Source organism: Bradyrhizobium sp. SZCCHNR1017, from assembly GCF_032381375.1.
GTDB lineage: Bacteria > Pseudomonadota > Alphaproteobacteria > Rhizobiales > Xanthobacteraceae > Bradyrhizobium.
In genome coordinates this window covers 236,739-256,554 of record NZ_JAUHIR010000009.1, presented here as the reverse complement: position 1 = coordinate 256,554, position 19,816 = coordinate 236,739, and the positions used below count along the sequence as shown (strand labels likewise).

Sequence of the window (19,816 nt, the reverse complement as noted above, 5' to 3'; positions counted from 1 at the left end):
CAGGTGGGTACCAGCGAGGCGAGCGAAATCGTCTCGCGCGGTAAAGCCGGCGTTACACCACGATCGACAGCCGCTTCGCGGCCCGTGTGATTCCGGTGTAGAGCCAGCGGGCGCGGCTCTCCTGGAAGGCAAAGCTCTCGTCGAACAGCACCACGTCGTCCCATTGCGAGCCCTGCGACTTGTGCACGGTCAGCACGTAGCCGTAGTCGAACTCGTCGTAAGGCTTGCGCTGCTCCCACGGGATGTCCTCGATGCCGCCGCCGAAGCATTCGCCGCGCACCGAGACTTTCGTCACCTTGCGTCCGAGATCCTCGTCGGGCGCGACCCGCATCGTCACGATCTTGGATTTCGAGGTCGCGCGCGACTTCACCCGCCATAGCCCGCCATTGAACAGGCCCTTCTTGCGGTTGTTGCGCAGGCAGACCAGCTTGTCGCCGGCGACGGGGAGGGCGTCCTCGATGTCGAGGCGCTGTCGAAAGCGGTTGTTGTAGGCGCGGCGGGTGGCGTTGCGGCCGACCAGCACCTGGTCGGCCTCCATCACGCGCGACGGATCGAGCTCGCGGCGCTCCACCACCTCGCTCTCGCCGTAGCGGCCGATGTCGAGCGTGTTGCCTTCGCGCACGTCCATCGACATCCGCACGATCGGATCGTCCTTGGCCTGGCGATGCACCTCGGTGAGCATCACGTCGGGCTCGCTCTCGGTGAAGAAGCCGCCGCCCTTGACCGGCGGCAGCTGCGCGGGATCGCCGAGCACCAGCAACGGGCAGTCGAAGGACAGGAGATCACGGCCAAGATCGGAGTCGACCATCGAGCATTCGTCGATGATGATCAGCTTGGCCTTGGACGCCGGCGCGTCGTCCCACAATTCGAAGTTCGGCTGCTCCTCGCCGCTCTCCTGCGCGCGATAGATCAGCGAGTGGATGGTGGAGGCATTGTCGCAGCCCTTGCTGCGCATCACGAGCGCCGCCTTGCCGGTGAAGGCCGCGAACTTGACCTCGCCGTCGACGTCTTCGGCGATGTGGCGGGCCAGCGTGGTCTTGCCGGTTCCGGCATAGCCGAACAGCCGGAACACCTGCGGCGTGCCGTTCTTGCCTGGCTTGGCTTTCAGCCAGTCGCCGACGGCCTTGAGGGCGGAATCCTGATGCGGGGAGAAGGTGGTCATGGCTCAACGAAATGGAGCCGCGCGGCGACTCGGGGACATTCCGTGAACCTAAGGGCTGACGGGGAGAGATCAAGCGCTCGATGTGAATGGGTCCACGCCTCCCCCGCTTGCGGGGGAGGTCGCATCGCATCGGAAGATGCGATGCGGGTGGGGGAACGCTCCGGCGGGACTGCCCGTGTGGCGCCCCCCACCCCCAGCCCTCCCCCGCAAGCGGGGGAGGGGGCACAGCGTGCCTGCGGCGATCGCTCGTTCCCCTCCAGAGGAAGCCTACTGCCAGCCCGGGACGCCGCGCATGTCCGGCAGGTGATGCGCGATGCCCTTGTGGCAGTCGATGCAGGTCTTCTCGCCGGTGAAGAGGAAGCGCTGGTGGGCTTCGACGGCGCGCGGCGACTGCTTGGTGATGTCCATCGACTGCGCGCTGTGGCAGTTGCGGCATTCGAGCGAGTCGTTCGCCTTGAAGCGCGCCCATTCGTGCAACGCCAGTTCCAGCCTTCGGTCGGTGAACTTCTCGCGGGTGTCGATCGAGCCGAACAGATGGCCCCAGACCTCCTTGGAGGCCTGCATCTTGCGCGCGATCTTGTCGGTCCAGTTGTGCGGCACATGGCAGTCCGGGCAGCTGGCGCGCACACCGGAGCGGTTGGAGAAGTGGACGGTCGTCTTCAGCTCGGCGAACACGTTGTCGCGCATCTCGTGACAGCCGGTACAGAACTTCTCGGTGTTGGTGATCTCCAGCGCGGTGTTGAAGCCGCCCCAGAAGATGACGCCGGCGAGCACCAGCACGCCGAGCCCGAACACGGAGCTCGGCTTCAGCAGCACGTCGATGAGGTCGAGAATGAACTGCCAGGCGCGGCCGGCAAGGCCGAGCCGCTTTTCGGGGACGGGCGCTTTGGCGCCCTCCGGGATGTCGGCGCTGCTCATCGCTTGCCCCCCGGCCTGTCGTGCGCCAGCAGCGTGTCGATGTCGACGAAGTCGTTGCTGACCGGCGGATTGGCGACGCTCTGCGGCACGTGGCACTGGGTGCAGAAGTAGCGCCGCGGCGACACCGACGCCAGGAACTGGCCGTCGCGATCCATGAAATGGGTGATCGACAGCATCGGCGCCTTCGACTCCGCCGTGCGCGCCCGGGCGTGGCAGGACAGGCATTTGTTGCCCTGCATGTCGACCTGATAACCATCGATGGCATGCGGAATCACCGGTGGCTGCTCCGGATAGTTGCGCACCTCCTTCTCGGCGGTGTTCTTCATCGGCTGCATCGGCGGCGCAGGACCCTCGTCGTTGAGCGGCGCAGGACCGCGCAGCGAGGACGAGACGCTCTGGGCGAGCAGGGCGCTCGATCCGGCCGCAACGCTGGCCGCGATCAGCATGACAGCGATTTTTCTCATCATGATGGTCACACCCGCTCGATGCGCACGGCGCACTTCTTGTAGTCCGTCTGCAGCGAGATCGGATCGGTGGCGTCGAGCGTCACCTTGTTGATCAGCTTCGACTCGTCGAACCACGGCACGAAGACGAGGCCGCGCGGCGGCTTGTCGCGGCCGCGGGTCTCGACGCGGGCGCGGATGAAGCCGCGGCGCGAGGCGACCTTGACCTCGTCACCGCGCCTCAAGTTCGCGGCCTCGGCATCGTCCGGATGCATGAAGCAGACGGCTTCGGGGAACGCCTTGTAGAGCTCGGGCACGCGGCGCGTCATCGTGCCGGAATGCCAATGCTCGACCACGCGTCCCGTCGACAGCCAGAACGGATAGTCCTTGTCGGGCGATTCCGCCGGCGGCTCGTAGGGCAAAGCGAAGATGCGCGCCTTGCCGTCGGGGAAGCCGTAGAACTGCACGCCGGTGCCGGCCTTGACGTAAGGATCAGAGCCCTCGCGAAACCGCCAGCGCGTCTCCTTGCCATCGACCACCGGCCAGCGCAGGCCGCGCTCCCGGTGATAGGCCTCGAACGGCGCCAGGTCATGGCCATGGCCGCGGCCGAACGAGGCGTACTCCTCGAACAGGCCCTTGTGGACGTAGAAGCCGAACGCCTTGGACTCGTCGTTGGCATAGCCCGGCTCGATCTGGTCGAGCGGAAACTTGTCGACCTGGCCGTTCCTGTAGAGCACGTCGAACAGCGTCTTGCCGCGCACGTCGGGCTTCTTGGCGATCAGCTCCTCAGGCCAGACCTCCTCGATCTTGAAGCGCTTGGAGAACTCCATCAACTGCCAGAGATCCGAGCGTGCCTCGCCCGGTGCCGACACGAGCTGGTGCCAGAACTGGGTGCGGCGCTCGGCATTGCCATAGGCGCCTTCCTTTTCCACCCACATTGCCGTCGGCAAAATGAGATCGGCGGCGAGCGCGGTGACCGACGGATAGGCGTCGGAGACGACGATGAAATTGTCCGGATTGCGGAAGCCCGGATAGGTCTCTTCGTTCGCGTTGGGGCCGGCCTGGAGGTTGTTGTTGACCTGCACCCAATAGGCGTTGAGCAGGCCGTCCTTCAGCATCCGGCTCTGCAGCACGGCGTGATAGCCCGGCTTGTCGGGGATCGCGCCTTCCGGCAACTGCCAGATGTGCTCGGCCTTGGTGCGGTGCTCCTTGTTGGTGACCACCATGTCGGCGGGCAGGCGGTGCGAGAAGGTGCCGACCTCGCGCGCGGTGCCGCAGGCCGAGGGCTGGCCGGTCAGCGAGAACGGGCTGTTGCCGGGCTCGGCGATCTTCCCGGTCAGGAGATGGATGTTGTAGACGAGGTTGTTGCACCAGACACCGCGGGTGTGCTGGTTGAAGCCCATGGTCCAGAACGAGACCACCTTGGTCTTCGGATCGGCATAGAGCTCGGCCAGCGCCTCGAGCCGATTCAGCGGCACGCCGGACATCTCGGCGGCCTTCTCCAGCGTATAGTCGGAGACGAACTTGGCATACTCGTCGAACGAGATGTCGGTTGCGTCGTTGGCCTTGGCTGCGCCGGTGGCCTTCTTCTGCAGCGGATGCTCCGGGCGCAGGCCGTAGCCGATGTCGGTCTGGCCCTTCTTGAACACCGTATGCGCCTGGACGAACTCCTTGTTGACGCGGCCGGTCTTGATGATGTGGTTGGCGATCGCGTTGAGGAGATAGAGATCGGTCTGCGGCTTGAACACCATGCCGATGTCGGCGAGGTCGAACGAGCGATGCTCGAAGGTCGAGAGCACAGCGACCTTGACATGCGGCGCCGACAGGCGCCGGTCGGTGACGCGGCTCCACAGGATCGGATGCATCTCCGCCATGTTGGAGCCCCACAGCACGAACGCATCCGTCGCCTCGATGTCGTCATAGCAGCCGGCCGGCTCGTCGATGCCGAAGGTGCGCATCATGCCGGCGACGGCCGAGGCCATGCAGTGCCGCGCATTCGGATCGATGTTGTTGGAGCGGAAGCCGGCCTTGAACAGCTTTGACGCAGCGTAGCCTTCCCAGATCGTCCACTGTCCCGAGCCGAACATGCCGACGCCGGAGGGACCGCGCTTCTTCAGCGCGTCTTTGTACTTCGCGGCCATGACGTCGAACGCTTCGTCCCAGGAGACGGGGGTGAACTCGCCGTTCTTGTCGTACTTGCCGTTCGTCTTGCGCAGCATCGGATGCGTCAGGCGGTCATGGCCGTACATGATCTTCGAGAGGAAGTAGCCCTTGACGCAGTTGAGGCCGCGATTGACCTCGGCCTTGATGTCGCCATGCGTGGCGACGACGCGGTTGTCCTTGGTCGCGACCATCACGCTGCAGCCGGTGCCGCAGAAGCGGCAGGCGGCCTTGTCCCATTTCAGCTCGCTGGCTTCGCGCTCGGTGACGAGGTTCGCCGCAAGCGAGCTGCCGGGCATGCCGGCGGCGGCCGCGGCAATCGCGGCGGCTTCCAGCTTCAGCATCTGGCGACGATCGATCTTCATGTCGGTCATTGGTGTCTCGTGTGATTAGCCGGCGTCGATGGCGTGGAAGACGAGGCAGGCGGAGTGCACGTGCGGCAGCAGGCCGATCCGGTTCATGGTGGCGCCGAGCGCGCCGGCATCGGGCGCATCGACGACGACGATCAACTTGCCGCGTGCGTCGCGGCCGTGAATCTCGCAGCCGGACAGCGCGAGGATGTCGGCTTCGACGCGGTCGAGCTGCTCGGGCCGGGTCTGCACGATGATGCTGGCGATCTCGCCCTTGGCCAGTGCGACGACGGGATCGGCGGTGAGGACTCGGCCGGTGATCAGAGCACGGCGGTCGAGGGAGGTGCGGTGTGAGAGCATGGCGGGGTCCTTCCGATCAGTGCGCCGCGGGCGGCCCGGGTGGCCCGGCCATCATCTGGTAAACCCAGACCGTGAGCCCGTAGGAGCCGACGGTGGCGACCGCGAGCGCGGGCATCAGCACAGCGGTGAGAAACAGGAAGGCAACAATTTCCATGCGTCTGCGACGCGCACGCGCGTTCGCATCGCCGCCAACGAGCGACATGAGAGAATTCTCTGCTAGGGGAGGTTCAGTTCAGGAGGGATTGCGGCATCCGGGCCGCGCCTGATCTTATGTTTAAGAAGGCTCCGGAAACCGGCGTTGACCTGGATCAAGCGGGCGGAACCCCGCGCACACCGGCGCACCGCCAGAGCGGAGTCGCGCCGGTCCCCACTGAGCTCTTGGTTGACGGGCTGTGAAGACGCGTGATCGCAGCTTTGCTTGCGAGAAATTCTCGCTGCTCTGCGCCGCGGTCTCGATACGAACATCCCCTCCGGCCGTAAGCCGATAGGACCCGCATCGCTATTTTTCCGGGACGCTCGACACGCGTTGCGCCTGCCACCATCATTCCGTGCATCGCATCAATGCGGATGCAGTCTTGGTCGGAGAGGGCAATGAAGCGTCGTGATTTTCTGAAATTGTCGTTGGCATCGGCTGCGGTGATGGCCTCAGCGGCGCCGCTGCGCGCCGAGGACAAGCCGAAGGAGATCCGCATCGGCACCCAGAAGGGCGGCTTCTTCCCGGCGGTGAAGGCGCGCCGCACCATCGAGGATACGTTCAAGCCCGTCGGCATCGACATCGTCTGGGTCGACTTCCAGTTCGGCCCGCCGCTGCTGGAGGCCATCAATGTCGGCAGCGTCGATTTCGGCTATGTCGGCGACGCGCCGCCGATCTTCGCGCAGGCCGCCGGTGCCAAGATCCGCTACGCGGCGGCCGTCAAGCAGAACGGCAGCAGCCAGGCGATCATCGTGCCCAAGGACTCGCCGATCAAGTCGCTCGCCGATCTCAAAGGCAAGCGCGTCGCCTTCGGCAAGGGCTCGAGCGCGCACAATCTCCTGGTCGCCGCGCTGGAGAAGGCGGGCCTGTCCTGGACCGACATCACGCCGGCGCCGCTCGCGCCCGCCGATGCCACCGCCGCCTTCGTCAAAGGCTCGGTCGATGCCTGGTCGATCTGGGATCCGTATCTCGCGCTTGCCGAGCTCAAGGAGAATGCGCGCGTGATCGTGTGGGACAAGGATGTCCACAAGCCGAACTCATTCTACATCGTCGGCTCCGACTTCGTCGAAAAGTATCCGGCCGTCGTCGCCAGGCTGAACGCGGCTTTCGCCGCCGAAGGCGTGTGGGCCAACAGCCATCACGAGGAGGTCGCCAAGGCGCAGGCCGAGGCCACCGGCGTCGATCTTGAGGCGGTCAAGCGCTTCGTCGACCGCTCGGTCTATAGCGTCGTGCCGATCGACGACGAAGTGATCAAGAGCCAGCAGGCCGTCGCCGACCGCTTCGCCCGTGTCGGCCTCATTCCCAAAGCCGTCAACGTCGCCGACATCGTCTGGAAATGGACGCCGTCCACCTGACGGCTGTCCCGCCACTCAAATCCGAAAGAGAACGACATGAGCAACGCTTCGTCGAAGCCCAATGTGCTTTGGTTCCTGCCGACCCATGGCGACGGCCGCTATCTCGGCACCTCGCAAGGCGGCCGCGAGGTCAACTTCAACTATCTGCGCCAGGTGGCGCAGGCCGCCGATCAGCTCGGCTATTACGGCGTGCTGATCCCGACGGGACGCAGCTGCGAGGATTCCTGGATCGTGGCGTCGGCCGTGGCGCCATTCACCGAGAAGCTGCGGTATCTCGTCGCGGTGCGTCCGGGTCTGCAATCGCCGGCCGTGGCCGCGCGCATGACCGCGACGCTCGACCGCGTCACCAACGGTCGCCTGCTGGTCAACGTCGTCACCGGCGGCGATCCGGTCGAGAACAAGGGCGACGGCATCTTCCTGTCGCATGAGGAGCGCTACGAGGTCACCCGCGAGTTTCTCACCGTCTACAACGCGCTGCTCGAAGGCGAATCCGTCAACTTCGCCGGCAAGCACATCAAGGTCGAGGATGGCCGGCTGCTGTTCCCACCGGTGCAGTCGCCACGCCCGCCGCTGTTCTTCGGAGGCTCGTCGGATGCCGGCATCGACGTCGCCGTCGATACGGTCGAGAAGTATCTTACCTGGGGCGAGCCGCCGGCAGATGTCGCGGCGAAGATCGCCAAGGTGAGAACCGTCGCCGACAGCCGTGGCCGCAGGCTGTCGTTCGGCATCCGCCTGCACGTGATCGTGCGCGAGACCAACGCGGAGGCGTGGGCGGCCGCCGACGACCTCATCAAGCACGTCACCGACGACACCATCGCCTCGGCACAGAAGATTTTTGCGCGGATGGATTCGGTCGGCCAGCAGCGCATGTCGCAGCTGCACGGCGGCCGGCGCGACAAGCTCGAGATCAGCCCGAACCTGTGGGCCGGCGTGGGCCTCGTCCGCGGCGGCGCCGGCACCGCGCTGGTCGGCGATCCCGACACGGTCGCGGCGCGCATCCGCGAGTACCAGGAGCTCGGCATCGACACCTTCATCCTGTCCGGCTACCCGCATCTCGAAGAAGCCTACCGCTTCGCCGAGCTGGTGTTTCCCAAGCTTGGGCTGAACGTGTCCGAGCAGGCCGGCAACGTGACCAAACTGCGCACCAACACCGGCCCATTCGGTGAGACCATCGCCAACGAGCATCGTCCGTTGCAGAGAGCCTCGCAGTCATGAGCCTGATCGAAAGTCTTCCCAAGGTCCGCAAGCTCGTGGTGCCGCGCGCGGATGCGCTGATCCCCTGGCTGGTGCCGCTCGCGATCATCCTGATCTGGCAGGCGGCCTCGGTCGCCGGCCTGGTGTCGCCGCGGGTACTGCCGGCGCCGACCGACGTCGCACGCGCCGGATGGAAGCTGCTGCTATCAGGCGAACTCGGCCGTAACATCTGGGTCAGCTTCTGGCGCGCCTCGATCGGCTTCTTGATCGGTGGCGGCATCGGCTTCGCCTTCGGGCTCGCCAATGGCCTGTCGCAGCTGTCGGCGAAGCTGACGGACACCACGCTGCAGATGGTGCGCAACGTGCCACATCTGGCGCTGATCCCGCTGGTCATCCTGTGGTTCGGCATCGACGAGAGCGCAAAACTGTTCCTGGTGGCCCTCGGCGTGTTCTTCCCCGTCTACCTCAACACGCTGCACGGGATTCGCACCGTCGATCCGCAACTCATTGAAATGGGCCGCGTCTACGGCATGACCGACGGCGAACTGTTTCGCCGCGTGATCTTCCCCGGTGCGTTGCCGTCGATCTTCGTCGGTCTGCGCTTCGCGCTCGGCATCATGTGGCTCACCTTGATTGTCGCCGAGACGATCGCGGCTTCTTCGGGCCTCGGCTACATGGCGATGCAGGCGCGCGAGTTCATGCAGATCGACGTCGTCGTGCTTTCCATCCTGATCTACGCCCTGCTGGGCAAGGTCGCCGACAGCGCTTCGCGGGTGCTGGAACGGATGACGCTGTCCTGGCATCCGGCCTTCAGCAAACATTGAGGTTCGTAAATGCAGCAAGCGCTCCGAATTCCCGTGTCCGGCGTCGAGGCGATCGACGGCACTGACGTGATCGGGCATGCCGAGGCCTTCCGCCACGCGAGGAAGGCCGGCGTGACCCCGGCCAAACCCGCGACGCGCGGCCTGCCGCTGGTGATCCGCGACCTTCGCAAGGCGTTCGGCGACAACGAGGTGCTGCGCGGCATCGATCTCGAGATTCCGGGCGGTCAGTTCGTGGCGATCGTCGGTCAGAGTGGCTGCGGCAAGAGCACGCTGCTCCGCCTGATCGCAGGTCTGGACAAGCCGACGTCGGGCAGCATCAGCTTCGGTGAAGCCGCGGCGCGGCCCGAGGACGTCCGCGTCATGTTCCAGGAACCGCGGCTGCTGCCGTGGGCGCGGGTGCTCGGCAACGTCGAGGTCGGCCTCGGCCGCGAGCGCAAGGCCGCCGGCGCGCATGAGCGCGCGCGGCAGGCGCTGGAGGAAGTGGGTCTCGCCGACAAGCGCGACCAATGGCCGGCGGTGCTGTCCGGCGGCCAGAAGCAGCGCGTCGCGCTGGCGCGCGCGCTCGTCAGCGGTCCGCGCCTGCTGGCGTTCGACGAGCCGCTCGGCGCCCTCGATGCGCTGACGCGGATCGCGATGCAGCGGCTGCTGGAGCGGGTCTGGGCCGATCAAACCTTCACCGCAATCCTGGTCACCCATGACGTGGCGGAAGCCGTGGCCCTGGCCGACCGGGTTCTGGTCATCGAGAATGGCCGGATCGCCGAGGATATCATGGTCGATCTGCCGCGCCCGCGCCAGCGTGGCTCTGCGGAGCTTGCGGCGCAGGAAGGCTCGATCCTGGGCCAGTTGCTTGGACCGGGCACGGCGGGTTAGGAGAGAATATCGCAATGAACTCCATCGTCCGCCACATGCCCGACGCCACCGCGCTTCAGCCCGATTTCCGCTCCGCGATGCGCCAGCTGGTCGGGGGCGTGAGCGTGATCACCGTCGGGCGCGGCGATGAGGTCACCGGCATGACGGTGAGTTCGCTGTCATCGCTCTCCATCGAGCCGGCGTCCGTGATCGTGAGCCTCAATCGGAACGCCTCGTCTTGGCCGATCCTGCAGCGGGAGCGTGTTTTCGGCGCCAATCTGCTCGCCGCGGACCAGGTCGGCGTGGCCGAGCGGTTCTCGGGTAAAGGCGGTCTCAGAGGCGCCGAGCGGTTCGCCGGCGCGGAGTGGCGCAAGCACGTGACCGGCGTGCCGCTCCTGGTCGGGGCACTCGCCGCGCTGGACTGCGAGGTCGAGGAGATCATCGAGCGGCACTCTCATGGCATCGTGATCGGCCGCGTGGTGCATGTCGAGGTGGCGCCGCAATCGGCAGCCCTGGCATATTGGCATGGCGGCTATGTGCACGTCGACCGCGACGAGGACGTGGCCCGGCTCGCCCCCCTCGGCGGGCCCGATCCGCAGGACGAGCCCTAGGCGGTGAGCGGCGGTTGGCCGCAGGGTGGCGTCCCGAAGCTGGACGCCGTAAAAGCACCGCGGCCTTGAGGCGGTGTTTGCGGCGGAGCTGATGAAACGGATCGGGACCTGGGCGCTCTATGTGATCGGCACGGCCGCGATCCTGTATCTCGCGCTCTATGCCTATGCCGTGCTGACGCAACGCGAGTTCACGCCCGGCGATCCCATTCACATCTTCCGCAATCCCGAGGCGCCGAACTATTCGTGAGGCTGTACCCGGCGACGACGCGCCGGCGTATTCTCGCGAACCCACGGATCCGGGGACTGTTCACAGTCCTGTAGCTGCATCCAATCGTCGGTCAGAAACTGCACGCGGCAGCGGCGCCACACTTTGATGTGTCCGCCATCCGGCGACGTCTCGACATCGGATAGCGACAGGGTGGGCGGCCGCCAGCGATAGCTGCGTTCGTTGTCCCAACCGTCGCAGCCATCCCTGCCACAGGCAACCGTTCGCGAGATCAGCTTGCCCTTGCCTGCGAAGCACCAGCTCCGGGCGCCCCATTCCTGACCCGACGACGGATTGACGAGCGGTGCGTGCGACGTCTGCTCCCAGCAGCCTGACAGCACGCCGCGCGTTGCGGCATCAGCCGGCGAAACGGCAAGCGGCGCGCCGAGGGCCAGCGCGCCGCCGAGAACGAACCGGATGGGCAGATTATACGGGGCTCGGCATGCGCGGCGTGTCGCCGGAGCCCGGCGGCGGGATCGGCACGCCGCCGTCGGCATATTCGTTGAGCTTGTTGCGCAACGTGCGGATCGAGATGCCCAAGATATTGGCCGCATGTGTCCGATTGCCCAGGCAGTGCTTCAGGGTCTCCAGGATCAGGTCACGTTCGACATCGGCGACCGTGCGGCCGACCAAGGCGCGCGTGACCTGCTCCGCCGCCATCGTAGCATGCGCTACGGCGGGTTGGGTCTTGCCGATGTCGAGGCGGGTACCGTCGGGCGTGAGGATGGCATCCGGCCCGATCTCGTCGCCCTGCGCCATCAGCACCGCGCGATGCATCGTGTTCTCCAGCTCGCGCACGTTGCCCGGCCAGCGGTTGGTGGTGAGGATGCGCTTGGCCTCCGCCGAGATCGGCCGCAGCGGTACGGCATTGGCCTCGGAATATTTGCGCGCGAAATGCTGCGCCAGCTCGAGAATGTCGGCGGGGCGCTCGCGCAGGGGAGGGATCTTCAGGTTCACGACGTTGAGCCGGAACAAGAGGTCCTCGCGGAACGAGCCCTCGCGCACGGCGTCGGCAAGGTTGCGGTTGGAGGTCGCGATGATGCGGATGTCGACGGGGACGGGGCGGGTGCCGCCGACGCGGTCGATCACGCGCTCCTGGATGGCGCGCAAGAGCTTCGACTGCAGCCGCACGTCCATTTCCGAGATTTCGTCCAGCAGGAGCGTGCCGCCATTGGCCTCCTCGAACTTGCCGATGCGGCGGGCGACGGCCCCGGTGAAGGCGCCCTTCTCATGGCCGAACAGCTCGGACTCCAGGAGGTGCTCAGGGATTGCGGCGCAGTTGATCGAGATGAAGGGACGCTTGGCGCGGGCCGAGCGGGTGTGGACGTAGCGCGCCAGCACCTCCTTGCCGGTGCCGGACTCGCCGGTGATCATCACCGAAGCGTCGGAGCCGGCGATCTGCTGGGCGAGCTTGATCACCTTCGCCATCGCCTCGTCGCGATAGACGAGGTCGCGGCTGTCATTGGCGACGGCGGCGAGCACGGCGGCGATCAGCTCGGGATCCGGCGGCAGCGGAATGTATTCCTTGGCGCCGGCATGGATGGCGGCGACCGCGGCGCGGGCATCGCTGGTGATGCCGCAGGCGACGATCGGCACGTGGATGTGCTCTGCATCGAGCCGCATCACCAGGTCGCGGATGTCGAGCGCGACGTCGACGAGGAGCAGGTCGGCGCCCTTGCCGCCGCGCAGCACCCGCATCGCCTGCTCGTTGTCCTCGGCATGGGTGACGGTGGCGCCGTTCTCCATGGCGATCTTGGTGGCCGTCGTCAGCTGGCCCTTCAGCGTTCCGACGATGAGAAGCCGCATGTTGGTCTCCTATTCGGTCGTGCCGCTCTCGATCGGCACGCAGGTCATGTCTGTCAGTTGCGGTCGGACTTGATGATTTCGGTCATCGTCACGCCGAGCTTGTCTTCGACCAGAACCACCTCGCCGCGTGCCACGAGCCGGTTGTTGACGTAGATGTCGATCGCCTCGCCGACCTTGCGGTCGAGCTCGAGCACGGTGCCGGGCCCGAGCTTCAGGAGCTCGCCGACATCCATCTTGGAGCGGCCGAGCACGGCCGAGACCTGAACCGGGACGTCGAACACCGCCTCGAGGTCGGCCGCGATGCGCGCGGCATGCTCTTCTTCATTGTAGCCGACGTCCCCGCCCAGCGGAGGCGCGTCCGCCGCATTGAGGTCGGGAAGCGGGATCTCGTTGTCGCTCATGACTTAAACTCCCTCGGCCACCACAGCGGCCTAGTTCTTCTTGGACGCCATGTAGCGTCCGACCAGCTCGTTGATCTTGGCGTCGATCGCAGCGCGCTCCAGCACGACGCCGCCATCCGCCCATTCGATACGGCAGTCGCCGGTCGCGATCTCCGGCTCGGCGAGGATCACGAGGCGCCCCTCGAAGCCGCTCTGCTTGGCGAGCTTCTCGATCTTCTCGCGGGCGAGCTCGTACAGCGTCTCGTTGATGCGCAGCACGAGGTGCGGCGTGGCGACCAGATGCGCGAAGCAGTCGTGCACGAGTCCGATGATCTCGCCGAGCGGCTCTGCCTCAACCAGCGCCGCGCACAGCTTGCGGGCGACGGCGACCGCGACATCGACCGCCTCGGTTTCCATCCGCTGCTCGATGCCTTCGAAGCGGGCGGAGATGCCCTGCAATTGGATGTTGATCTGCTCCAGCGCCGAGGCGACGCGGCGGTCGGCCTCAACCTTGGCTTCGCGCTGCGCCGCCTCGTAGCCGTTGCGATAGGCGGCGGCTTCGGCGGCCGCGACCTTCTGTGCGATTTCCGCGGACGTGGCCGCACGCTCCCGCGTCGTCTTCTCCGGCGCGGCGAAGTCGGTATCGAACAGGAATTTCGCAGGCTGAGCCATCAATACACCAGTTCGTCGTCGGCGCGGTTCTTGCTGAGCATGATCTCGCCCTTGGCGGCGAGGTCCTTGGCGAGATTGACGAGCAGGGCCTGCGCCTCGTCGACGTCGCGCAGCCGTACCGGCCCCATGGCGGCCATGTCGTCCTGCAGCATCTTGGCGGCGCGCGACGACATGTTGCCGAAGAAGAAGTTGCGAACCTCCTCGTTGGCGCTCTTGAGCGCCACGCCGAGCTTGTCCTTGTCGACATTGCGCAGCAGGGTCTGCGCCGAGGCGGAATCGAGCTTGATCAGGTCGTCGAAGGTGAACATCAGCGCCTTGATGCGCTCGGCCGATTCGCGGTTCTCTTCTTCGAGCGACGTGATGAAGCGGGTCTCGGTCTGGCGGTCGAAATTGTTGAAGATTTCGGCCATCACCTCGTGGGCGTCACGGCGGCGGGTCTGCGACAGGTTCGACATGAACTCGACGCGCAGGGTCTGCTCGACGCGCTCGATGACCTCCTTCTGCACCGCTTCCATGCGCAGCATGCGGCCGATGACGTCGAGCGCCATGTCCTCGGGCAGGATCGCGAGCACGCGAGCGGCATGCTCCGGCTTCAGCTTGGACAGCACGACCGCGATGGTCTGCGGATATTCGTTCTTGAGGTAGTTGGCGAGCACCTCTTCCTGGACGTTGGAGAGCTTCTCCCACATGTTGCGGCCGGCGGGGCCGCGGATCTCGTCCATGATGCCGTTGACGCGTTCCGGCGGCAGGTATTGCTGCAGCAGGCGCTCGGTGGCGTCGAAATTGCCCATCAGCGCGCCGGAGGCCGACATGCGCGAGACGAATTCGAGCATCAGGTCCTCGACCACGTCGGCTTCGATGGTTCCCAGCGTCGACATCGCCAGCGACAGTTCACGCACCTCGTCGTCATCGAGCTGCTGCCAGATCTTGCCGCCATACTGCTCGCCGAGCGCGAGCATCATCACGGCGGCGCGCCGTGGGCCGCTCAAGGGCTCGGTCTTCTCGCGCTGCGCCTGGCGGCTCGCCAAGGTCGCGATGACCGTGGAAATGTCGTTGTTGTTGGCGTTGGCGTTCTGGGTCTGCGGCAGCGACATGGCGTCTACGTTCTTCTCAGTTCAGGCGGTTCACGTCGATCGGGTCAGCTCTGCGGCTCGGCGAGCCACTGGCGGATGATGGCGGCGGCTTCGCCCGGGTTGCGGTCGGCCAGCTCGCCCACCCGGTGGACGGACTGAGCGTGGACCTGGCCCTGGACCTGGGCGACGTCGATCATGTTGGCGGTCTGCTGGGCGTGAGCGGCTGCCTGGATGGTTTCGTCGGTGAGGGCCGGCAGGCCGCCGCCCGGGGCGGCGATCTCCTCGCTGGCGATGATCTTCTTCACCAGCGGCCGCACCACCATGAACACGACCACGATGCCGAGCAGCATCATCACCGCGAGCTCGATGACGTACATGACGTCATCCTTGGTGAAGTGGAGCATGCCGAGGAAGCCGGTGGGCTCGTTGATCTGCGGCACGGTGGGAGCGTCGGCGAATTTCAGGTTGACCACCTCGACCTGGTCGCCGCGCTTCTGGTCGAAGCCGATGGCGGAGCGGACCAGTGCGGCGATGCGGTCGAGCTCGTCCTTGCTGCGCTCTTGATAGACCAGCTCGCCCTTTTCGTTCTTCGAATAGGCGCCGTCGACCAGAACCGCGACCGAAATGCGGTTGACCCGTCCGGCCTCGGTGACTTCGGTCTTGGTGGTCCGGGAGATCTCGTAATTGTTAGTCTCTTCGGTCTTCTTGCTCTGGTCCCGCGGCTGTTGCGGCGGCGCGTTCTGCTGGTTGCCCGGCAGCTCGTTGTTGACCGTGACCTGGCCGTTGTTCTCGTTGGTCGCCGACTGCTCTTCGCGGGTTTGGCTCGAGCGCAGCACGCGGCCTTCCGGATCGTAGCGGTCGGAGGTCTGCGTGATGCGGTTGTAGTCGAAGTCGGCGGACAGTTGGACGCGGGCGCGGCCCGCTCCGACCACCGAGGAGACGATGTCCTCGACCTGCTTGCGCATCCGCTTCTCGAAGGCGTTGCGGCGCTCGTCGCCGACCTGCTGGTCGATGTCGGTCTGGGTGCCGTCGGCAAGCAGCTGGCCGGCCTCGTCGACGATCGACACCCGCTGTGGCTTCAGGCCGTTGACGGCGGAGGCGACGAGGTGGCGGATGGCGCGGATCTGCGCCGGCTCAAGGGTGCCGCGCACGCGCACGACGATCGAGGCGGACGGCTCCGGGGTCTCGCGCGAGAACAGCGGCCGCTCCGGCAGGACGAGATGGACGCGCGCCGCCTGGACACGGTCGATGGCGCGGATGGTGCGGGCGAGCTCGCCCTCGAGCGCGCGGAGATGGTTGATGTTCTGGACGAAGCTCGTGGTGCCCAGCGCGTCCGACTTGTCGAAGATCTCGTAGCCGACGCCGCCGCCCTTGGGCAGGCCGCCCTCGGCGAGCTTCATGCGCAGCCGGGTCACCTTGTCCTTGGGCACCAGGATCACGCTGCCTTCATTGCGCATCTCGAAGGGAATGCCCTGCCGCTCCAGATCCTTGATGATGCTGGAGGAGTCTTCCATCGTCAGGTCGGTGAAGAGGGTGGTCATCTGCGGCGCGGTCACGCGCATGATGACGAAGCCGAAGAAGCCGATTAAGGCAGCGGTGACTGCGATCATGGCGGTGAGCCGCGCGGCGCCCAAACCCTTCAGGAAGTCCAAGAGACCTTGCAAGCAACTGCCCCATAGTTCGGCATTCGACGGGTGGCCGCTGAAAGGTGATTTGAGCTTCGCGGGCCTTTACGGCCGGTTGCATAGATCGCGAAATTCAATCCTTAACCTTCACCAGCACCCGCATTCCAGGTGGCGGTCCGATGTCAGCCGCTGCCCCGCCATTCGCGGGACGGGGCGCGGAGGTTGAATCGAACCACTGGGCAATTATTGCCTATGGGAAGGTTTCGATATGGTTAACGGTGGTTAAAGGGTCCTAACAAAGTGTAGACATGCAAAAAATCGGCTTGGCAGGGCCAAGCCGATTTTCGAAGAAATCCCGTCGCGTCGGCAACGATCTATTGGCGATATTGCTGAATTCGGGTGGTGCGCAGGCCGGCGAGACCGTGCTGGTCGATCGAGAACTGCCACGACAGGAATTCGTCGACGGTCAGGGTGTAGCGGCTGCACGCTTCCTCGAGGGACAGCAAGCCGCCGCGAACGGCGGCAACGACTTCAGCCTTCCGGCGAATGACCCACCTCTTGGTGCCTGGAGCAGGCAAATCCGCGATGGTGAGTGGGCTGCCGTCAGGCCCGATGACGTATTTCACCCTCGGGCGATGGGGTTCTGTCATGGCGTACTCACAAACTCTTAACCACTGAACTCACGGTAAGACCCTACGCCGCCTCGCTTAAAATTTGCCTAAGCCGAGGGCGCGAATCCGGCGTTGCGCGCGAACGCCGCCACTTCCGGTGGCGCTGCGCCCCGGGAGCGGAATCGTGGTGAATGATTGGTTAAGAATTTCCGGCGCTTACGCTGACATGTCGTCGCGGCGGCAGAGCTTGATGTTCAAGCTCTGCTGCAGGCGCATCCGCGGTCTCAGGAGCCGGTTGCGGGCCTTGGGGCTAGCCGACGATCTGCCGGATCTGGTTGACCGTGTAGGTCTGGCCGCCGATCGTCAGCAATGGCGGCTGCTGGGTCAGGTCGACCGAGGACACCGCGCCCTGGACCTGGGTCTTGATCGCAACCGGATTGCCGTTGGTGGCGTCGGTCGCCACCGTCGTGATCTTGTACTGTCCATCCGGCCATTGCGTGCCGTCATTGCCCTGGCCATTCCAGCTGTAGGTCTGGTTGTCACCGGCGTTGGCCGTATATTTGCCGGTGAAGACGGTCTGCCCGGCCTTGTTGATGATGTTGACCGTCAGATTGCAGTTCTTGGGGATGGTGAGGCCCCAGCTCGCCTTTCCACTGGACAGGCTGGTGGTGTCGCCGGCGACGACCGCGGTCTTGCCGACGAAGGCCAGCGCCTGGGTCGCCTGTGCCGTCTGCTGCATCGTGAGCAGCGATGCGAGCTGATCGTTGGTCTTGAGCTGCTGCTCGACGCCGGCGAACTGCACGAGCTGCTGGGTGAACTGATTGGTGTCCAGCGGATCCAGCGGATTCTGGTTCTGCAGCTGCGTCGTCAGCAGCGTCAGGAAGGTCTGGAAGTTGCCTGCAATCGTCGAGCCTGCGCTCGAGCCGAGGCTGTTGTTGCCGGTTGACGAATTGGTGTTGGTCGTGCCCGAGACTGGCGGGCTTGACGTGATCGCGTCGCCGATTGCCATGGAAGCCTCCTGTTAAACCCTGATATCCACGCCGCCTTGCGCGCCGAACATCCGTCCATAGGACCGTCCGGCGAGCTGGACCGGGACGTTTTCGTCCTCGGTCACGATCAGGCGTTGTGGGTTGCCATTCTGTTGATAATCGCCGCCATTCTGGCCGGACGAGTTCTGGTCGCGCAGCGAGAACTGCAATCCGCTGTTGTTGCTCTTGAGGCCGGCGTCCTGCAGCGCCTGCTGGAGCTGCGGCGCCGTCTGCTGCAGCATCGCCAGCGTCTCCGGCTTCTCGACCCGCAGATGCGAGGTCACCTGGCCGTTGCGGTCGACGTCGATGCGGACGTCGATGCGGCCGAGCTCGGCCGGATCCAGTCGGATCTCGAAGCGGCTCTTGCCGTTGAGCGCGGAGGCTGCGATCTCGACGGCAAGCCCATGAAGCGGCACAGCGGCCGCCGTAGCGGCCGTCGCGGTCAGGTTGGCCGCGGTGATCTGGCTGGTCGATGCGGCCGGCGTCGACAGCTGGGGCTGCGCGGCGGCCGTGGCCTGTGCACTCGGATCGGGCGCCGGCGCGTTGGTCTGGCTGGTCGTCGGCGCGGCGTTGCGATCATGTGAGGCCGGTGCCTGCAAATTGCCGTTCGCCTTCCCGTCGCCGGCCTCGACGGAGTCCGGCTTGGCTGCAACAGCGGGTTGTTGCGCGAGCGCGCCCTGGCCCGGCTGCTGAGTGGACTGGACGTTGCCATTGCCCGGTTCGGTGACCTTGCCGGCTGCGCCGTCGGCGAGCCCCGTCTTAATCTGTGTGCCCGGCTTGCCCGTCGTCTTGGTGCTGCCGGGAACGGCCGTATCGAGCGCGGCGGTGAAGGTCTGATCGGCAGACGCGGCAGCGTCGCCGGAGGCCGCCGCTGCCGTCTCGGGCGCCGTCGCGGTGGATCCGGCTCCGTCGACATCCTTGGCCGCCCCGGTGGATTTGGCTGCGGCCGCCAGCAGACCTGCCGCGGCATCGACCGAGCCCTGCGGGCCAACACCGGCCACTCCGACGGGCGCGGTCGCGCCGGGCGCATTGGTTTTGCCGTCGCCGCCCGCCGTGCCATCGCCGGTGGCGGGGTTGGCGAGGGTGATGTCGGGCTGGATGACGACGGCGACCGGCGTCGGCACGGCCACGGTCTGCTCGGCTATAGCGGTCGTCGCAGCGCTCGCATCCGTGCTGGCCTGATCGCCGTCCTTCTTGTCGCCCGTCTTGCCGTCGCTGGTCTTTCCGTCGGCGGTCCCGGCCGCATCGGTCTTGGTCGGCGTGCCGGTGGTCGCGTCGGCCGTGGTATCGGGACCGCTGGCGTCGGCGCCCGCAGTGCTGCCGTCGGCCTTGTCCGCCGGCTTGTCCTGCGACTTGGCCTGGGTGGTGCGATCGGCGTCGCCGGCCCGCGCCGGCTCGCGGCTCGGGGTGGAAGCGCTGCCGGCGCGCGGTGACGGCGATGCGGAGGTGGGCGGCGACGCTGTCGACGGATCCGGAGTCGCGGCGTCGACCAGCGCCGAGAAGCTGTCGGACGGCTGCGGAGCGTCCTGACGGGACTGTCTCGGCGCCGTGGTCTTGAGAACCGTGCCTGCCTGGATGTCTGACGTGACGCTGAACACCTTGGACCCTCTCGCGATGAACTCGACCAAGCAGTTCAGCAAGGAGCGGGCCAAGCCGGCGCCGCTGAAAATAGTCAATAAATTCAACTACTTATGGAATCGATCGCGGCGCGGATCCCCCGCCGCGTCCTCGCCATTTCTGCCCGGCCGGCAAGATTTGCCGCCGGCATCTGCGACCGGCGCAATTGCTTCGCAGGAAGTGCGCCTATATTAGAGACAGATGCTTTCGTGTTGTTTCCGATCAGGACATCCTGTCCGGAGATCGCCCGAAGCAAGCCATCCGCAAAGACGGCGCATGCGAGGCGTTCCCGCGCCGGGAACCCGTTGCCTGACGCCGCG

Annotated in this window: 21 protein-coding genes; 7 read left to right on the top strand and 14 right to left on the bottom strand. The window is 65.9% G+C overall.

Features of this window, described 5'->3' with window-relative positions; genetic code table 11:
* Nucleotides 1–52: 52 nt before the first annotated feature.
* The 6 genes from QW863_RS22890 to napE all read right to left on the bottom strand — a co-directional run bounded on the left by QW863_RS22890 (nucleotide 53) and on the right by napE (nucleotide 5,595).
* Nucleotides 53–1,162: an ATP-dependent RecD-like DNA helicase gene (locus tag QW863_RS22890; RefSeq protein WP_315714152.1), complete on the bottom strand. Its 1,110-nt coding sequence runs from the start codon at nucleotides 1,160–1,162 to the stop codon at nucleotides 53–55.
* A 267-nt stretch (nucleotides 1,163–1,429) separates the two neighbouring features.
* Nucleotides 1,430–2,080, bottom strand: a complete 651-nt coding sequence (locus QW863_RS22885) for a NapC/NirT family cytochrome c (protein ID WP_315768674.1) — start codon at nucleotides 2,078–2,080, stop codon at nucleotides 1,430–1,432.
* Nucleotides 2,077–2,547 (bottom strand): nitrate reductase cytochrome c-type subunit, encoded by a 471-nt coding sequence (locus tag QW863_RS22880; protein WP_315714155.1) that lies wholly within the window; start codon nucleotides 2,545–2,547, stop codon nucleotides 2,077–2,079. Before QW863_RS22880 ends, QW863_RS22885 begins: the two co-directional genes overlap by 4 nt.
* 5 nt (nucleotides 2,548–2,552) lie before the next feature.
* Complete coding sequence (gene napA / locus QW863_RS22875; RefSeq protein ID WP_315714156.1) at nucleotides 2,553–5,057, bottom strand: nitrate reductase catalytic subunit NapA; 2,505 nt, start codon at nucleotides 5,055–5,057, stop codon at nucleotides 2,553–2,555.
* Between the two features lie 15 nt (nucleotides 5,058–5,072).
* Nucleotides 5,073–5,393 carry a chaperone NapD gene (locus tag QW863_RS22870; RefSeq protein ID WP_315714157.1) on the bottom strand — a complete coding sequence of 107 codons (321 nt, stop codon included), beginning with the start codon at nucleotides 5,391–5,393 and terminating at the stop codon, nucleotides 5,073–5,075.
* A gap of 16 nt (nucleotides 5,394–5,409) precedes the next feature.
* Nucleotides 5,410–5,595, bottom strand: a complete 186-nt coding sequence (gene napE, locus QW863_RS22865; protein WP_315714158.1) for a periplasmic nitrate reductase, NapE protein — start codon at nucleotides 5,593–5,595, stop codon at nucleotides 5,410–5,412.
* 389 nt (nucleotides 5,596–5,984) lie between these two features.
* Here napE and QW863_RS22860 point away from each other — a divergent pair, with 389 nt between their 5' ends.
* The 6 genes from QW863_RS22860 (at nucleotide 5,985) to QW863_RS22835 (ending at nucleotide 10,666) form a co-directional block, all read left to right on the top strand.
* Nucleotides 5,985–6,941 (top strand): aliphatic sulfonate ABC transporter substrate-binding protein, encoded by a 957-nt coding sequence (locus tag QW863_RS22860; RefSeq protein ID WP_315714159.1) that lies wholly within the window; start codon nucleotides 5,985–5,987, stop codon nucleotides 6,939–6,941.
* A 36-nt stretch (nucleotides 6,942–6,977) separates the two neighbouring features.
* On the top strand, nucleotides 6,978–8,156 hold the full coding sequence (gene ssuD / locus QW863_RS22855) for an FMNH2-dependent alkanesulfonate monooxygenase (protein WP_315714160.1): 1,179 nt from the start codon (nucleotides 6,978–6,980) through the stop codon (nucleotides 8,154–8,156).
* Entirely contained in the window at nucleotides 8,153–8,959 is an 807-nt protein-coding gene (locus QW863_RS22850; RefSeq protein ID WP_315714161.1) for an ABC transporter permease subunit, read from the top strand. Before ssuD ends, QW863_RS22850 begins: the two co-directional genes overlap by 4 nt.
* Before the next feature lie 9 nt (nucleotides 8,960–8,968).
* Nucleotides 8,969–9,829, top strand: a complete 861-nt coding sequence (locus QW863_RS22845) for an ATP-binding cassette domain-containing protein (protein ID WP_315714162.1) — start codon at nucleotides 8,969–8,971, stop codon at nucleotides 9,827–9,829.
* A 14-nt stretch (nucleotides 9,830–9,843) separates the two neighbouring features.
* Nucleotides 9,844–10,419, top strand: a complete 576-nt coding sequence (locus QW863_RS22840; RefSeq protein WP_315714163.1) for a flavin reductase family protein — start codon at nucleotides 9,844–9,846, stop codon at nucleotides 10,417–10,419.
* A 91-nt stretch (nucleotides 10,420–10,510) separates the two neighbouring features.
* Nucleotides 10,511–10,666, top strand: coding sequence for a hypothetical protein (locus QW863_RS22835; protein ID WP_315714164.1), 156 nt, complete (start codon nucleotides 10,511–10,513; stop codon nucleotides 10,664–10,666).
* 444 nt (nucleotides 10,667–11,110) lie between these two features.
* Here QW863_RS22835 and QW863_RS22830 read toward each other — a convergent pair whose 3' ends face one another.
* From QW863_RS22830 to QW863_RS22795, 8 genes are all read right to left on the bottom strand, one after another.
* On the bottom strand, nucleotides 11,111–12,490 hold the full coding sequence (locus tag QW863_RS22830) for a sigma-54 dependent transcriptional regulator (RefSeq protein ID WP_315714165.1): 1,380 nt from the start codon (nucleotides 12,488–12,490) through the stop codon (nucleotides 11,111–11,113).
* A gap of 53 nt (nucleotides 12,491–12,543) precedes the next feature.
* Nucleotides 12,544–12,891 carry a flagellar motor switch protein FliN gene (gene fliN, locus QW863_RS22825; RefSeq protein ID WP_015669138.1) on the bottom strand — a complete coding sequence of 116 codons (348 nt, stop codon included), beginning with the start codon at nucleotides 12,889–12,891 and terminating at the stop codon, nucleotides 12,544–12,546.
* A gap of 30 nt (nucleotides 12,892–12,921) precedes the next feature.
* On the bottom strand, nucleotides 12,922–13,542 hold the full coding sequence (locus tag QW863_RS22820) for a FliH/SctL family protein (RefSeq protein WP_315714166.1): 621 nt from the start codon (nucleotides 13,540–13,542) through the stop codon (nucleotides 12,922–12,924).
* Nucleotides 13,542–14,636, bottom strand: a complete 1,095-nt coding sequence (gene fliG / locus QW863_RS22815; RefSeq protein WP_315714167.1) for a flagellar motor switch protein FliG — start codon at nucleotides 14,634–14,636, stop codon at nucleotides 13,542–13,544. Before fliG ends, QW863_RS22820 begins: the two co-directional genes overlap by 1 nt.
* Nucleotides 14,637–14,680: 44 nt before the next feature.
* Entirely contained in the window at nucleotides 14,681–16,279 is a 1,599-nt protein-coding gene (fliF, locus tag QW863_RS22810; protein WP_315714168.1) for a flagellar basal-body MS-ring/collar protein FliF, read from the bottom strand.
* Between the two features lie 335 nt (nucleotides 16,280–16,614).
* Nucleotides 16,615–16,890, bottom strand: coding sequence for a DUF1153 domain-containing protein (locus tag QW863_RS22805; protein ID WP_002714638.1), 276 nt, complete (start codon nucleotides 16,888–16,890; stop codon nucleotides 16,615–16,617).
* 271 nt (nucleotides 16,891–17,161) lie between these two features.
* Nucleotides 17,162–17,860 carry a flagellar hook capping FlgD N-terminal domain-containing protein gene (locus QW863_RS22800; protein ID WP_315714169.1) on the bottom strand — a complete coding sequence of 233 codons (699 nt, stop codon included), beginning with the start codon at nucleotides 17,858–17,860 and terminating at the stop codon, nucleotides 17,162–17,164.
* Nucleotides 17,861–17,872: 12 nt separating this feature from the next.
* Nucleotides 17,873–19,477, bottom strand: coding sequence for a flagellar hook-length control protein FliK (locus QW863_RS22795; RefSeq protein ID WP_315714170.1), 1,605 nt, complete (start codon nucleotides 19,475–19,477; stop codon nucleotides 17,873–17,875).
* Here QW863_RS22795 and QW863_RS22790 point away from each other — a divergent pair.
* The gene (locus QW863_RS22790) at nucleotides 19,464–19,691 is read left to right on the top strand and encodes a hypothetical protein (protein ID WP_315714171.1); all 228 of its coding nucleotides are present in this window, start codon (nucleotides 19,464–19,466) and stop codon (nucleotides 19,689–19,691) included. The two genes, QW863_RS22795 and QW863_RS22790, sit on opposite strands and share 14 nt — an antisense overlap.
* Nucleotides 19,692–19,816 lie beyond the last annotated feature (125 nt).